General features: G+C 49.1%; 12 protein-coding genes. 4 read left to right on the plus strand and 8 right to left on the minus strand.

What is annotated here, in order from left to right; all coding sequences use genetic code 11:
- The first annotated feature begins 46 nt into the window (after positions 1-46).
- From S7335_RS16045 to S7335_RS16055, 3 genes are all read left to right on the plus strand, one after another.
- Positions 47-517 (plus strand): LexA family transcriptional regulator, encoded by a 471-nt coding sequence (locus S7335_RS16045; RefSeq protein ID WP_006457434.1) that lies wholly within the window; start codon positions 47-49, stop codon positions 515-517.
- Complete coding sequence (locus S7335_RS16050; protein WP_006456263.1) at positions 514-1,773, plus strand: Y-family DNA polymerase; 1,260 nt, start codon at positions 514-516, stop codon at positions 1,771-1,773. Before S7335_RS16045 ends, S7335_RS16050 begins: the two co-directional genes overlap by 4 nt.
- A gap of 376 nt (positions 1,774-2,149) precedes the next feature.
- The gene (locus S7335_RS16055) at positions 2,150-2,932 is read left to right on the plus strand and encodes a response regulator transcription factor (RefSeq protein ID WP_006456331.1); all 783 of its coding nucleotides are present in this window, start codon (positions 2,150-2,152) and stop codon (positions 2,930-2,932) included.
- 228 nt (positions 2,933-3,160) lie between these two features.
- Here S7335_RS16055 and S7335_RS16060 read toward each other — a convergent pair whose 3' ends face one another.
- Positions 3,161-3,763 (minus strand): thioredoxin domain-containing protein, encoded by a 603-nt coding sequence (locus S7335_RS16060; RefSeq protein WP_006454282.1) that lies wholly within the window; start codon positions 3,761-3,763, stop codon positions 3,161-3,163.
- 355 nt (positions 3,764-4,118) lie between these two features.
- Here S7335_RS16060 and S7335_RS28480 point away from each other — a divergent pair, with 355 nt between their 5' ends.
- On the plus strand, positions 4,119-4,271 hold the full coding sequence (locus S7335_RS28480) for a hypothetical protein (RefSeq protein ID WP_198011382.1): 153 nt from the start codon (positions 4,119-4,121) through the stop codon (positions 4,269-4,271).
- Positions 4,272-4,318: 47 nt separating this feature from the next.
- Here S7335_RS28480 and S7335_RS16070 read toward each other — a convergent pair whose 3' ends face one another.
- The 7 genes from S7335_RS16070 to S7335_RS16095 all read right to left on the minus strand — a co-directional run bounded on the left by S7335_RS16070 (position 4,319) and on the right by S7335_RS16095 (position 15,796).
- Positions 4,319-4,957, minus strand: coding sequence for a response regulator transcription factor (locus S7335_RS16070; protein WP_006455292.1), 639 nt, complete (start codon positions 4,955-4,957; stop codon positions 4,319-4,321).
- Positions 4,954-10,263, minus strand: coding sequence for a GAF domain-containing protein (locus tag S7335_RS16075; RefSeq protein WP_006455581.1), 5,310 nt, complete (start codon positions 10,261-10,263; stop codon positions 4,954-4,956). The genes S7335_RS16070 and S7335_RS16075 overlap by 4 nt, the downstream gene beginning before the upstream one ends.
- Positions 10,264-10,434: 171 nt before the next feature.
- The gene (locus S7335_RS16080; RefSeq protein WP_006456252.1) at positions 10,435-11,196 is read right to left on the minus strand and encodes a 2OG-Fe dioxygenase family protein; all 762 of its coding nucleotides are present in this window, start codon (positions 11,194-11,196) and stop codon (positions 10,435-10,437) included.
- Positions 11,197-11,278: 82 nt separating this feature from the next.
- The gene (locus tag S7335_RS28485) at positions 11,279-11,455 is read right to left on the minus strand and encodes a hypothetical protein (protein WP_198011383.1); all 177 of its coding nucleotides are present in this window, start codon (positions 11,453-11,455) and stop codon (positions 11,279-11,281) included.
- Positions 11,456-11,736: 281 nt separating this feature from the next.
- Positions 11,737-12,792, minus strand: coding sequence for a class 1 fructose-bisphosphatase (gene fbp / locus S7335_RS16085; protein ID WP_006453579.1), 1,056 nt, complete (start codon positions 12,790-12,792; stop codon positions 11,737-11,739).
- A gap of 188 nt (positions 12,793-12,980) precedes the next feature.
- Positions 12,981-14,654, minus strand: coding sequence for a glucose-6-phosphate dehydrogenase (gene zwf, locus S7335_RS16090; protein WP_006457230.1), 1,674 nt, complete (start codon positions 14,652-14,654; stop codon positions 12,981-12,983).
- A gap of 395 nt (positions 14,655-15,049) precedes the next feature.
- Positions 15,050-15,796 carry a response regulator transcription factor gene (locus tag S7335_RS16095; RefSeq protein WP_006456980.1) on the minus strand — a complete coding sequence of 249 codons (747 nt, stop codon included), beginning with the start codon at positions 15,794-15,796 and terminating at the stop codon, positions 15,050-15,052.
- Between the last annotated feature and the right edge of the window lie 404 nt (positions 15,797-16,200).

The raw sequence follows: 16,200 nt of genomic DNA on the forward strand, positions 1-16,200 counted from the left end.
TAGGGTTACGAAGTTTACTCCTATCCGTTTTCCTTTGGGGCTTAGTGTGTCTGATTCTGGACAGTTCAATTCATTGGGTGCGAACGTCGCAGATATATTTCTACAGGTAGCTGGCAGTAAAGTCGAACTACCTCTCTATAGCTGTCGACTTTCGGCTGGTTTTCCTTCGCCTGCTGATGACTACATCGAAAAGACTCTAGATCTTAATGCTCATCTAATCGAGAATCCTGCCGCTACTTTCTTCGCTCGTGCCTGTGGTGACTCAATGGAGCCAGGCGGAATCTTTGATGGGGATCTGCTAATTATTGATCGCAGCATTGAGCCTAGAAACGGTCGGGTGGTGGTGGTAGCGCTCAACGGAGAAATGTTAGTGAAGCGATTGCACACAACATTAGACAGAACGGTTCTCTCTGCTGATAACCGGAACTATCCACCGATAGAAGTCACAGAGTTTTGCAGCTTTCACTTTTGGGGAGTAGTCAAAGCTTCTATCCATATGATGGAAAGTAAGCAATGACAGTCTATGCCTTAGTTGATGTGAACAACTTTTACATCGCTTGTGAAAGGGTGTTTGACCCGGCTCTGATCGGGCGACCGGCTATCACATTATCGAACAATGATGGTTGTGTTATTGCCAGATCACCTGAAGCAAAAGCTTTGGGTATCAAGATGGGAGAGCCCTGGCATCGACGTAAAGCTTTTTGTCAACAGCATGGGGTGGCTGTGTTCAGCTCGAACTATGCGCTGTATGGTGATATGTCGCAAAGGGTAATGCGATCGCTTGAAGGCTTTTCATCAGAGTTAGAGATCTATTCTATCGACGAAGCATTTTTGAAGCTAGATGGCTTCGAACAATTGAAGCTAGAGAAGTACGCGCAGCAGATTAGACAAAGAATCTATCAGTGGACAGGATTATCTGTGTGCGTTGGACTGGGGCCTACGAAGACCCTAGCAAAAGTTGCTAACTATGTTGCTAAACGGAGCGAAATGGGTGTGTTTGATCTTTCTTCTCCCCATGCGCAGGACACAACGCTACCGACTATTGCGGTAGAAGCGGTCTGGGGAATTGGACCAAGATGGGCTAAGAAGCTTGGTGCTATGGGTATCCAAACGGCACTCGATCTGCGCGATACGCCATCTAGTCTGATACAACAGAAGTTTAGTGTTGTTGCTGAGCGCGTTGTCCTGGAGCTGCGCGGCGTTAGCTGTTTGGGCCTAGAGACTGCTCAACCGAAGCAGAATATTGTGGTCTCACGTTCGTTTGGAAAGGCAGTGATTAGTAAAGCAGAGCTGCTAGAAGCGATCGCTTGCTATGCGAGCAGAGCGACTGAGAAGCTTCGCGCTCAGCATAGTCGATGTGGAGCGCTACAGGTCTTTCTGACGACGAATCACTTTCGCGCAAGTGAGCCACAATATCAAGCAAATACTACATGGGTTTTTGATTGTTCAACAAATGATACGAGAGAGGTTGTTCACGCAGCGAGGGAGTGCCTAGGCAATCTGTATCGAGTAGGGTTTCGCTATGCCAAATGCGGTGTGATGCTCAATGCGATCGCCCCTGATAGTGACATACAAGGCAACTTATTCTATGCGCCTGACTATCACCGTAGCGAACGGCTAATGCAGGTAGTCGATCGGCTCAACTCGCAAATGGGACGAGGGACGGTAACGTTTGCAGCGCAAGGTATCAATAGAAGCTGGCAGATGAGGCAGCAGTGGCGATCGCCACGCTATACAACAAGGTGGAATGAGCTAATGAAAGTACGCTGCTGAGCGGGTTCCAAAGGCTGTTATTTAGCTATGGCGATTGTTTATCCGTAGTAATTTACTCACCAGTAATTCATTCACAAGTAATTGTTGTGACAATGTCTTCACTATATTTTTTAGAAGATAATCTTTAGAAACATTTCTTAGGCAAGATCTCTAAAGAACGCTTAGAAGACTTAAAGGTTGCTTAGGAAAATTAATTATTGATTCTCTTAAGCATCTATGGCTAACGCTACTCATATCAGTACTTATAGCGGTTTGACGAGAATGTGCTTTCTATATCTGGAAAGATGATTTCTTCATAAGGTACTGATTTACTCCTTCGCTATCGGCAGAATGTAAGTAGATCCACGTAAATTCCACATAACTGAGAGAAAGCGCAATGGTGACCTCTTTACAGCAAGTTCCCTCTACAACAGCTCAGCAACAGTTATCTTGGCAAAGCAATCGTATTCAGGGCGGCGATCGCGCTAGAGTTCTCAAACATATTATTGTTATTTCCGATGCGATAGAACTCACAGAAGAAATTCAGACTGAGCTGTCCTATGAAGGATATCAAGTCAGCGTTATTCACGATGGCCTACGAGGGCTGATGGCGGTTAAGCGGTTCTCTCCTGATCTGATCATCGTCGACTGGAATCCACCTAGATTAAGTGGGATAAGCATCTGTAAGCGACTACGCTTGCATGATCGGGAAAAGCCGATCATCTTACTCACAAGTGAGAATGCTGTTCAAGAGAGAATTGAAGGATTTGAAGCAGGCGCCAACGACTGTATTTCTCCCCCTTTTGTAAAGGCAGAATTCGTTGCTAGGATCAATGCTAAGTTAGCTCTTCGCCAGGTCTCTAACGACTCAGCAGCTATTCTAAGATGTGCTGATATTGTGCTCAATCGCGAGACAAGAGAAGTCTTTCGTGGGGGTGTTTCTATCCAGCTAACTGCGAAAGAATTTAGCTTGCTAGAGTTTCTAATGGACCACTACTGTCAAGTGCTAACGAGGACTCAAATCCTAGAAGATGTGTGGGACTACGACTACACAGGCAACTCTAACACTATCGAGGTTTACATCCGATACTTACGAAACAAGCTAGGAGATACTGATAAAAAGCGATTGATTCATACGGTCAGAGGCGTTGGGTATATGCTAAGAGAACAGTGCAGCTAACTGCTTGATAATCTGCTGTAGGCGTAGCCTTTTTGAGTATGCATTCAACAGATTGATATAGCCTCATCCATCAAGGGTTGTAGTACTTGACGGATGAGGCTACAGCTCATCTCTAAATCCACTGTATCTGAGAAACTTAGAGAAACGTAGATAACTTGGCTAGTTGTTTTGCGAGCCTCTTAACCAAAGAGCTATACTCCCCAAGCAAGTGTCAAACGCAACAAGTGTTTAGGTGGGGCGCAAGTCTTCCTCGCTCCCATTGTCTACGGTGGCTATCAAAATCTGACGAACTAGAGCAGCTAGGTTGGTGCTTCCTTTGTGACGAACGCTGATGAAGAATGTTGGAGAATCGTCGACACCGTCCTTTGAGGCACTATCGATATCAGATTGAATACGCTGAAGATGGACGCTGTGAGTTATCTCGAAAAGAAACTGGGAGATGTCCAAATCGAGTTCACTGGCATATTCTACTAGAGAAGCATCGTCGAGAGCGTCTTGGTTCTCGAATAGTTTGTCGTGCATTTCCCAGAATTTTCCTTGACTGCCTGCTGCTTCGGCAGTTTCGGCTGCTGTTAGCGCCTGAGGGTAGCGCTCGGGTTGGGGAAAATGTCTAAAGATCAGGCAAAGCTGATTGCCTAAGGACTTTTGCAGTTCTTTGGTTGTTTTGTGAGCTTGGCCAGACTGAGGACATTGATAGCTACCGTAGGTCATGATCGAAAGCGCAGCTGATAGCGAACCCCGGCTGTGGTCAACATCTCTGAGCGTCGGCATGTCATTCATATTGTTGAAGTTTGAGCGAGGGTTAGTCTTATGGTGGGTTGTTCCACCCATCTTGGTTTTTTTCGAAGAACAGTACGACTACCTTTGACAAAGAATATTTGTGAGGCGATTACTCAGTTCTCTACCTGAGCGATCGGCTAGGTATCGTATGCATATAAATACATTTGTACGCTTACAGGCGACTGGGTTCGCAGTAGCTAGCACCGGAAGCATGTTCAAACATGAGGCAACGCCTTTGCCGCCGTTGATTTCATCCCTACTCAGATCGCAGACTACGCAGCCATTGGGCACGTCGTGGTGGGCCACTGATAAACTACCACCAGCAAGCTATTCGTTAACTTACAGACAGATTAATAATTGGGTTGATTAATCGGTGATTCGCAAAGAACGCTACCACAACAATTTCATGAACACTATTCCGGCGCTGCCCTACGACTATCCGCTATCTGATTCATTAGATCACCTAGCGAACGATCACGGCTACGAGTGTTTGCCGCCGGAAGACTGTACCACCAACTATTTTGCAAAATTTAAGGAAGCCACCATTCAGATGCTGTGAGCCCAAGGTGGCATCATTGGCTGGACACCAATCACAGACAAAATGTGTCAATCTCTCTTGAGTCTGACGATTCCTCGGTGCAGCGCAGTGACGACCGCCTGAGTACGATCATGGGCGTTTAGCTTTTGCAAAATATTGTTGACGTGAAACTTCACGGTGCCTTCTGAAATGTGGAGGGCTTCGGAGAGCTTAGCGGTGCTGCTGCCTTGCACCATCATTTCAAGAACGTCTATCTCTCTAGCGGTAAGCTCGTCGCTTTCTATACGTTCGGCGAGTTTCATGGCAACGTCGGCAGGAATGAAGCGCTTTCCTTGATAGACCTGACGGACGGCCTGGGTGAGTTCTTGGGAGGTAGCGTCTTTGAGAAGATAGCCGCGAGCACCTGCTTGCAAGCACTGATAGATGTCTTCATCGGTGTCGTAGGTGGTCAGGATGATGATGCGGGCCTGAGGGGATGCAGTGCGAATCTGAATGACGGCCTCTAAACCTTCTATCTGGGGCATTCGCAGGTCCATCAAGGTGATATCTGGCTGATGATCCGCATGTAGGGCGATCGCTTCTTTGCCGTTCTTAGCTTCGGCGACGACCGTGATGTTTTCTTGTCGATTGAGGACAGAGACAATGCCTTCTCTGACGACGCTGTGGTCTTCGACAACAAGAACTTTAATAGTCGGCTCGGCGCTCATGGGCAAGTGGGGATGGTGATATCTATTACAGTACCCCTCCTAGGGTGGCTGGTGAAGGAAAAGTGGCCGTCGAAGCGGTAGACGCGTTCGCGCATACCCATTAGACCAAAGCCTTCTAACTCAGAGAAGGAGGAGATTTCGCAGCCGGTTCCATCGTCGGTAACGGACAGGCGAACTTGGGCAGGAGAGAATTCTAAAAGCAGGGTTAGATTATCGGCTTGGGCATGGCGCAGGGCGTTGGTGATCGCTTCTTGGCCGATACGTAGTAGGTTGGTTTGAATGTTTTCGGGGAGGGCAAAGGGGGTGCCTTTTAGCCGGAAATGGGGCTGGGTAGGGCTAGACTGGGTCATTTCATAGAGGGCAGTGCGCAAGGCATTGGGCAGAGTGTCGGTTTCGAGGGCCTGCGATCGCAGTGCATGAACTGAGCGGCGAGCTTCAGAAAGACCTCGGCGAGCGAGCTGTCCGGCGCGGTCGATGTGGTAGGTGCTATCTTCGAGGTTGTCGGGGGCAGCGGCTTTGGCGGCCTCTAGCTGCAGCGAAACGCCGGTGAAGGCTTGGGCGAGGGTGTCGTGGATTTCGCGGGCGAGGCGGTTGCGCTCGCTGGTCAGGGCGCTGCTGAGGGCATTAGTTTGAGCTGCTTCGGCAAGGCGAGTAAGGTGGAGAGAGAGCGTGGCTTGGTTGGTAAGAGCTTGGATGAATTGAAGCTGTTCTTCGGTGAGAAGGGTTCTGTCGGTAAAGGCAAAGCCGATAAAGCCGAGAGGTTGGTCGCCGACTTTCATACAGGCGCAGACAGCAGAGGTATGGCCTTGGGCTTGGTGCCAGAGAATAGACTCAGGCCAAAAGAATTCAATGGCGTCAGGATGATTTTCGTCTAGGGTGAAAGGCTTGGATGAGTTAACAACAATTTCCCAAGCACGGGTGAGATTGGCAGGGATAGGATGGCGAAAAATATCTGGGTCGGTAGGCGCGTTGCCCTGGTAGACTTTACCGTCTTGGACAGTGATATGTTGGCGCAGGGTATGCGCAGCTGCGTCGTAGAGAAAGAGATGAGCGGCGTTAGCACCGACTTGTTCGGCCATTTTGCTAAGGTTTTGGCCGAGGAAGTCGTTGAGTTCGGGGGTGGCAGTCAGGGCAGTCAGAGTCTCGCTGAGCGCGTCGTTGGTTTTGGCGAGTTCGGTGACGTGTTGACGAGCAGCTCTTTCTTGCTCTTGCAAGATGGCAGTTTGCTTTGCTTCTTCGGCAAGGCGAGTGAGCTGGATAGCAAGGGTGGCTTGGTTGGCAAGGGCTTGGGCAAGTTCTATGTCGTCTTGGGTGATATGAGTTGCGCCAACGAAGGGGAGTCCCAGAAAGCCCAGAACGCGATCGCCCAGAACTAGCGGTACGCAGATAATGCTAGTGTGATTGCGCTGCAAGTGCCAAGCGATAGAAGGCTCCCAGATGTGTGGCCCAGGTCTTAGAGTCTCTCTTAGATTTTCAATAACGATTGGTTGCTTCTGCAAGATCTTCGCCGAAAACTCAGGGGCAGCGTCTAATGGAAGTGGCCGCTGCCACAGCTCCATATCAGCCACACTTCGCCAGTCGCCGCCATTGTCGGTAGAAACTTGCAAAAACCAACAGTTCGCCTTTTCGTCAACGAGAAAAAGATGTCCGCTTTTGGCCCCAGTTTGCGCAGCCGCTTCATCTACCACGCGCTGAAGGAAGGCTTCTAGTTCGGGCTGCTGGGCGAGAGAATCGAGGCTGCGCTTGAGAGCTTGGTTGGAGCGAGTAAGCTGTGCGGCTCGCTTCTTTGCAGCTTTCTCCCGCTCTTGCAAGATAGCGGCTTGCTTGGCTTCTTCGCTTAAGCGGGTGAGCTGAATAGCGACGATGGCTTGATTTGCAAGAGCTTGCATGAATTCGAGCTGCTCGTCGCTAAGGAAGGTGCGATCATAAAAGGCATAGCCAATAAAACCGATGGGCACATCGCCTGCTCTCAGAGGAATGCAGGTAATTGCTTTATGACCCTGCGCTTGGTGCCATGCGACAGTTTCGGGCCACCAAATTTCTTCGTCAATTGGCTGGGTCTCGTCGTAGGTGAGTGGTTTATCGCCATTGATGATGCGCTCCCATGCGGGCGTGATGTCAGCTGGGATAGGACGGCGGAACATCTCTGGATCGTCCGGCCCAACGCCAAGATACATTTCTCCTGCTTGAACTACGACACGCTGAGTCAGCGTATGTGTTGGCTGATCGTAAAGGAAGAGATGGACTTTGGCCGCGTTGAGCTGACGAGACATTTCGGCCAGGATGGTGCCCAAAAACTGATCGAGTTCTGGGCTGGCGGCGAGAGTGGTGAGGGTTTGGGCGATCGCCTCGTTAGTCTTTGCTAGCTGTGCAGCTCTCTTTTTGGCGGCTTTTTCTCGCTCTGCTAAGACTGCTTTCTCCGACTCGCGTAGTGCTTCATCCTGTGCTTGACGAGCCACAGCAGCCGCGATGCTTTCGGCAGCGACTTTGAGAATGGCGATTTCGGCTTCATCATATAGGCGCGGTTCGCCGCAGTTATCGAAGCCAATGCTTCCCCAAATTTTGTCTTGTACCATGATTGGCACGATCAACATTGAGGTATTGCCTTGAGCTTCCAAAAATGCTTTTTCATCATCTGAGAGATCGTTAACATGAAAGTTGACTATTTCCCCTCGCCTCAGCGCCTGATGAAATCTTAGGAAATCACCTTTTATCAAAAAGGTATCTTTTTCTGGGAAAGCATCGGGCGCAACCTTAACTGCGGGGATAACGCCCTCGCGACACCACTCTTCTAACAGTCTTGTTCCTAATTCATCCGAAGATTCTAGGAGAATATCTTGAGTAATGCCACAGCGATCACTTCCTACCGCCTCACCCAACAGCCGCGTCACCTCCGGCAATACCTCTGTAAAGTCCGCGCTACGCAGCAGCAAATTCGCCGCTTCTGCTACGCTGCCTAGTAAGCGCGATCGCTCCTGCGCGGCCTTATCTCGCCGCACCTGTGCCTGATAAATCGCACTGCCCACGCAAGAAGCTGCCGTCTTAAACACCGAAATCTCTGCTGCACTCAGTTGCTTTTCTTCATGGCAGTAGTCCATCGCAACGGTGCCCCAAAGCTGCCCTTCAATAAAGATAGGAACTGCGTAGGTAGAGAGTACGCCCAACGCGACTTGACCACTTCGAGCAGGTTCGGACAGCTCAGAGACGCTACTGCCAACCCACTCACCCTTCAATAATTGCTCAAACCAATCTTCAAAACCTTCAGCAGAGATTGTACTTAGATTGAGATCTTTAATTTGCGGTCTGATGCCTACTGCGTCCCACTCGTAAATGCCCTGCAATGCGCCAAGCGGATGTTCGTTGGGGTCGGGGATGTAGCGTAGTACGGAAAGGCGATCGCACTCTAAATTTTCTCCGATCGTTTGCAACGCGGCCTGCACGCTAGCCTCAATATCGCTGCTAGAAAGCAGTTCGTTGGCAGCGGCAGCAGTGGTTTCTAACCAGCGATCACGCGTTGTTAGCACCGCATTAGCAGCCTCTAGCTCTGCCGCCCGCGCCGCCCGCTCTCGCTCAATCAGCGCCATGCGTTCGGCTGCTTCCCGCGCCTTTCTATTGATATCTTGTTCTATTGCGCTGCCAATGCAGTTTGCCAGCGTCATCAGCGCTCCTAGCTCTGCCTCACTCCGGTGCGTCTCTTTGTGGCAATCATCTAAGGCCAAAGAGCCCCAATAGCAGCCCTTTATCATGACGGGAATACAATAGGTAGACTGTACGTGTAACTCCTTCTGACCGCTACGGAAGGGTTCTGCTAATTCATCAACAATGCCGCCAAAAATCTCTCCCTTCTTTAGATTTTCAACAACAAACTCTATCCCCTTATCGCTAATTTTTTCTAATTCAGGGTGTTTTATCTGCGCAGGTAAACCAAGCGTAACCTGCTCATACATTTCATGATGATAGCCATATGTTTGTTCTTCCGTTGGCCAAAAGTACTTCATTAAGCCAACTCGATCAACGTCTAGCCCTTCCCCTACAATCTTCAGCGCTCGGTTCACCGCCAGGTCGAAATCGCTCTCCGTGAGCATCACATTCGCCGCCGCTGCTGTTGCTTCTAGAATGCGATCTCTTTCTGCAAGCGCTTTGTTATGCGCTTCTACCACCGCTGCCCGATCTTGCCGCAGCCGGTCTTGAGCGATCGCACTCCCCACACAGTTGGCAGCCGTTTTGAGCGCATCGAGGGCATTCTGACTAAGCAGCTTCTTCTTACGGCAATGATCAATGCCAAAAACACCCCAGAACTGACCTTCGACAAAAATAGGAATGTTGTGGGTAGATTTGACATCTACTGGTGCCATCAGACTTCGAAAAGGTTCTGGTAGGTTGTCGATTAGCTCTCCAAAAGCTTCTCCTCTTAAGTTTGCTTCATACCAATGGTGTATGCCTATTTCATCCCACCAAAAGTCAGTCATATCTTCATGGTCACTGAGCTGAGCGCTAATGCCCTGCCTATTCCACTCATATAGAAAGCGTACAAATCCTGAAGTCTTCCCAGTTGGGTCATCGATCTGCTGGCCAACGGCAATGCGATCAAATCCTATGCTTTCCCCTAAAATTTGGAACGCGGCTATGACTGCAGTGTTGAAATCTTCTCCATTAAGCAAAACTGCAGAGGCTGCTGCCGTTGCCTCTAGGATGTGATCGCGTTCCGCCAGTGCGCGCTCATTCTCTTGCCGCTGCAAAGCTCCCGCAAAGCTCGCTGCCGCTGTCTCTAGCACCGCAATCTCTGTCTCGCCCCACACCCGCTCCGTGGTGCAATCGTCAAAGCCAATTACGCCCCAGAGTTGATTCTCTACTTCGATAGGGACGGTCAGTAGCGATAAGGCCTCATCTTTTTCCTGTAATGCCTGCGCGATGTTGGATAGTTCGCGAGCCAATGCCTGTATAGATTCTCCTTGCTGCCAGCGATCTAGCCAATCGCCAAAGACAGTGTAGGTCATTGGAAATCGTCCTGGACTATCGCTGCCTCTGACAACCCCCTCAGCCGTCCACTCATAAGGACACTCTGCAACGACCTCTTGACTTGCACTATCGACTTTGTTTTCGAGGATGTATATGCGATCTATATTTGCTGAAGTCGCGATCGCCTCTAAGGCCCCATTCACCGCCGCATCAAAATCCGCTACAGCCAGCAACTTGCGTGTTGCTTCCGCTACCCCGCTTAGTAGCTGACGTTGCCGCGATGCAAAAGTCTGTCTTGTTCCCTGGTGCGAGTTATGCTGCTGGTTCTGCTGAACTGTCGAAACCATAGGGAATTAGACCATCATCTCAATCGCATACCAAAATGCTAACGCAAAGCATAACAGCGCAGACCTGGCTATTTGGTAAGGATAGCTACTCGTCGCAAGTAGAAGGTTTCCAAACCTGGAAACAAAGCTGCCGATATTAGAGGGTTCAAAAAGCGTGATCAGATGAACCTCTCAACCGTTTGACTGCTGACGCAAGCGTTTCTTACTTTCGACGCTATTCGTGCCTAGCTGATTGTTGGGGTTTATCGTCCCGCTTAGGTAGTGAATAGCTGGATAGTGAGCAATCAGAACCGTGCGAGTGCCTTGCTCTAGCGGGTCAACTACCTGAGCTGGTTCCACGCTATGAAATACCTTATTGTCATGCCACAGCATTGCCTGCCCCGCCTCTAAGACAAACGGATCGATCAGCGATCGCGCTCCGTCCAAATCCGCATAGATCGCGCTCTTTGCCCCTGCAATATTGTGGCGATCCAAGCACACCAACATCGCCCGGTCCGCCCCATCCGAGTGAATACCCTGCCCGGTCAAACACTGGCCTTCATTCTCAGCCGTGATATGACTTTTCTGCACCTGAACTAGCACCGGCTCATTATCTGGAATATCGTAGGCCAGCTTAAACGCGTTCAGTACCTTTTTTGTCGCTGGCGACTCTATAAACTGTTTCGGCATTTCCCGATAGCAGCGCTTATAGCCACCCGAAAAATCATTGTATTGACTAGCTTGTAAAAAGCAGTGCGCCCGAATCTGAAACCAGTCTCCATTTAGGCACAAAACGTAAGCCACATTTTTGGTGCGAGTCGTAAAATAGTCTGAGCTTGGATCTTGCCCAAGTTCGCCGCTCGATGCGATTAGCTCTGATGTCTCAGCATCGCTCAAAAGAGGCATCAGAGTCGCAACTTCCTCTAAAGTAGATGTTTGTTCTTGCGTCTTCATGGAAAATCTCTTACTAAATTTGATCGGGTATGCACACATCGCGTCTTAACTGTTGTCCCTTAGCCGTTGTATCTGTTATTTCTTAGCTCTTATCTCTTTGATCGCGGTTATACAGCACAACCTCATGCAGGGTAACGTTGCCATCTCCGTTGAGATCTGCAACCGGATTGCCCAGAGACACCTGAGCAGCGCTAGCCGCTGTAGTCAACACACCGACGGAAGCCAATACCGTTAAAGCAGATATCACAAACCGTTTCATCATCAATAACCTCAAAGTCCAAAAGTTCAATTAGGGCGTAAACCCAACCGGCTTGATTGGTTCGCTGCCCTCTATAGTTCTTATAGTGAGCGAAGTCCCTGAACCTCGGCACATAGCGGCCTAAGCTAGCGCTGAGACTTTTCTGTGAAAATACTTATCTGGGCTACCAGCCAAAAAAAGCGCCCCTCAGCTTGGATATCTAAGGCACACTTTTGTTTTCGCAGCTTGTTTTCGCCAGATTGTTCTTGGCAGCTTGTTTTCGCCAGATTGTTCTTTACGGATTAATTACAGCCGCCTACATACATTGAGGCAGCTTCTTCCTCGTCTATAGATGAATATCGAGTTTGTTTGCTTTTTTGTACAAACGACTCGTACAGGTCTACTAGCTCAAGGCTACCGATGACCAAAGGCGATCGCTGGTGAATAGACTCTATAGGTAAATCAAGAATGCGATCGCATCCAGTACTGGCCTTGCCACCCGCTTGCTCTACGACAAAAGCTAAGGGCGCATTCTCGTAGAGCAGCCGTAGCTTGCCATCTTGTTGATCTTGCGTACCGGGATAGAAGTATACTCCGCCTTCTAGCAAACAGCGATGCACATCTGCGACCAATGCACCGCTATAGCGCAAAGAGTAGGAAGAGTCGGTAGTGCGATCGCCCAAATAATCAACAAACGATTGGACTCGGGTGCCCCAATCTTGGTAGTAGCTGAGGTTAGCGCTGTAAAGCTTACCGTCTTCTGGGCAGCGAATATTTTCGTGAGAAAGAATAAATTCGCCTAGCGTCGGATCAAGCGTAAAGCCATCAACGCGATCGCCCGTGCTATAGACCAGCACCGTACTGGTGCCATACAAAACATAGCCAGCAGCTACCAGCTTGTTCCCCGGCTGAAGCGCATCTGCTTCACTGCCACACCTACCCCCAGTCGTTCGACGATAAATGCCAAAAATAGTGCCGACAGCAGCGCTGCTCTCTGTGTTAGACGATCCATCTAGCGGATCAGTACACAAGATATATTGAGCTTCGCTACCGCACTCTACAAGCTGCACCTGGTCAAGTTCTTCAGAGGCGATCGCCGCGACCAGTCCAGTCTCAGAAAAAGCTGACACCACGACTTCGTTGCTAAAGACATCTAGTTTCTTTTGCGCGTCGCCGGTCGCGTTTTTTTCGCCGACTAGACCTAGCTTTCCGACCAGAGCTGCCCGAGAAATCTCCCGGGTGAGTACCTTGGCGACAAACCCCATCCGAGTCAATAGAATAGATAGCTCAATCGGATGCTTAGACTCGCGCTGTTGTTGCCATAGGTGATGATTGAGAGTTGTTGCTGTTGCAATCATGATATGTTCACTGGGTGAAAGTATTCTCGGATTCTTTTGTTCTTGGATTCGGTAATTCTAAAATTCTGAAATTCTCAAACGCTACGGTTCTCGGGCTGCATGATTCCTTACCCCTATGCCAGCTCTCTATGCCAGCTCTCTATGTCAGCTTAATGACCAGCTCAATGAATCTGCCAGCTAGAACTCAGCTAGATTCGCCAGGATCGGCCATCTTGAGCGAGTAAATCATCAGCCGCTTTTGGTCCCCAGCTCCCCGCTGGATAATTAGGGAAGTCTCTAGCGGGCACCGCCTGCCACACGTCTAAGATCGGCGTCACTACCTGCCACCCTAGCTCTACATTGTCCGAACGCTGAAAGAGCGTCGCATCACCGGTCATGCAATCATAAAGTAGCGTTTCGTAGCCGGTTGTTGGCGATGCATTAAAGTAATCGGCATAGCAAAAGCTCATCTTCACGCTGCCCATCTGTACCTTTGGCCCCGGCACTTTTGCACCAAACTGCAGACTAATTCCTTCATTTGGCTGAATGCGAATCACCAAGAAATTAGGCACCAGTTCGTCCATAGACGTCTCCCGGAACAGCAGCGACGGCACCTGTTTGAACTGAATGGCTACCTCACTGACGCGCTCTGGCAGATGTTTGCCTGTGCGCAGATAAAACGGCACGCTCGCCCAGCGCCAGTTATCGATACTTAGCTTCATCGCCACGAAGGTCTCTGTCTGAGAATCAGCCGCAACTTTAGGCTCCGAGCGATAGGCTACTTGCTGTTCGCGCTGATCAGCGTCTACCTTTCCCTGGCCTGCACCATACTGACCTCTCACCACGTTGCGTAAGACATCTTCTGCGCTTAACGGCTCAATCGCCCGAAGCACCTTAGACTTTTCATCGCGTACCGCGTCCGCCGCGAAAGACACCGGCGGTTCCATTGCTACCATCGCCAGTAGCTGAAATAAATGATTTTGAATCATGTCTCTAAGCGCGCCAGACTCATCATAGTAGCCGCCTCGCGCTTCTACACCCACCTGTTCGGCCACCGTAATTTGAACGTGGTCTATATAGCGATGGTTCCAAACCGGCTCGAATAGACCATTGCCAAACCGAAATATCAGAATATTTTGGACTGTCTCTTTGCCTAGATAATGGTCAATCCGATAGATTTGTTTCTCTTTGAGCACTAGGCCAATATCTCGATTGAGCTTTTGAGCAGAAGCCAAATCGCGGCCAAACGGCTTCTCAAAGATCACCCTACGCCACTGTTCTTTTGCTTTGGGTTCGCTGTTTTTACCCTCTTTTGAGTCGCTGCTATCTAGCTCAGTCTCCTGCGCCAGGTTTGCCTCACCTAGCCGTCTAGTAATCTCTTCAAAGAAGCTAGGCGCAGTTGCTAGATAGTGAAGATAGTTACCCGAAGTCCCCTGAGTTTGATCGATATGCGCTAATAGCTCGCCCAACTCCTGATAGGTCTCGGGCGATTTAAAGTTTCCAGCTAGATAATGTAGGCGATCGCCTAGCCAGTCTAGTAGCGTCTCATCTATATCCCTTGTTGCAAATTCTCTGAGCGCATCTAAAATCTTGCCTTTAAACGTTTCGAGCGGTGCCTCGGTTCGGCCAATTCCGACAATTGCAAATTGTGCTGGTAGTAGGTTCTGCTCGACTAGGTTGTAGAGTGCTGGAATCAGCTTACGCTTAGTCAGATCGCCCGTAGCCCCGAAGATAACAATAATACAAGGGCCAACTGCTCGAATATGACCCTGTAACTCGCGATTCGAGTCAGCAGCAGATGTCACAGACCCGTTGGCAGGAGTATCCAAACTTGGATCTGAAGCAATATTTGAAGCAGGATCCGCAGAAATAACAGAAGCCATACCCTATCTCGCGCCCCCGATGTGTCCATCTTGTACCAAGTAGCCGCTGACATTAGCCCCCACCTGACCTAAGCTAGCCCGTTCAAATTGCATGGGAAAAACTCCTTGCTGCTATCACAGCGAGAAAAATCTTGAGGTTGAAGCGTATTGATCTCGATCTAGTCAGTTGATCTAGTAAGACTTATAGCAACCATGCTGGGGGGTATCGATTAGGCAATGGTGAGAACACTATGAACAAGCTGTTAGTTGATTACATTGCAAATGAATCGTTCATTACGCCATGCCGATGCAAACTGTAGGTGGATAATCCAAAGGAGAATAACTAAAAAGTTCTTTCTTCGTAAGCTATCTTCTAAAAATTTTTCTACTTTTTACAATACAGTCATCAGAAGTGTTTAGATAGGCTCTCTCAAGATATAGCCGACGCTGCGAATTGTGTGAATAACCCTATCTTCAGGAGACGTCTCTAGCTTGTTGCGCAAATAACGAATATAAACCTCAATGATGTTGGAGCTGCCTGTATATTCGTAGCCCCAGACGCTCTCTAGAATCTGGCTGCGGGTGAGTACTTGAAAGTAGTGTTCCATCAGGTACTCTAGCAAATTAAATTCTGTTGCAGTCAGCCGAATCAAGCGACCGTATCGAAACACCTCGCGGGTGTCGCGATTGAGCACAATATCGCAGCAGCGTAAAACTGAGACTCTAGATTGGTCGCGATCGCGATAGCTTGAGTTAGCTTTTACCCTAGCGATGAATTCTTCTTTGACAATTGGCATAGAGAGACAATCATCAGCACCCGCTTTTAGGGCTGCAATTCGATCTTGCGGGTTATCTTCTTCAGTAAGTAAGATAATGGCGCCTTCACAGCGGTTGGTACGCAGGCGATCGCATATCTCAAGGGCCGACAGCCGAGGGGGGGACCAGCTCATCACGACCAGATCAGGCTTCATTCGATTCACCGCTAGCAGACCGCGTATCCCGTCGTGAATGACACTGACCTGATAGCCTTCGCTAGCTAGCTCTATCTGTAGCGTTTCGGCCAGCTCTACATCATCGGAGATCAGCATAATGTATTTTCGCCTACCCGTTTGAGAGGACGGTTGAATGTTGTCTTTTAGTCTGTGCGGCGAATCATAAACCATAGCTTTTTCTTTCTTTGCAGGAAATTTTCAAAGAGAGTTAGAGTAGATTGATTGAACTAAAGGTGTGTAATGGTCTTAGTTGAATGGTGTTGAATGGTAAGTAGTGTTTAGATTTCACCACTACCAAGCGCTACAAACACCAGTTTGATAAAGCAGTACTTCGCAGTCTGCTGTGAGCGCGACTGTCTCCTCAAGTATGTACTTGACAGATTGCTATATAAACAATTCCGCTGCTGTAGCTTTAACTTCAGTAGCAACACGGTTGAGTTAATATAGCTATCCTAAGGAAGTAATCGTCGCTAGGCGCCTAGTAGCAAGGCTAAATTATGCTCAGACGCTTAGCAGGGAACTAGATAAGCAAAAGGATATAAGCGCTACCCCTAGCAGTAGTAGGCAGACAACCT

Source organism: Synechococcus sp. PCC 7335, assembly GCF_000155595.1.
Lineage (GTDB): Bacteria > Cyanobacteriota > Cyanobacteriia > Phormidesmidales > Phormidesmidaceae > Phormidesmis.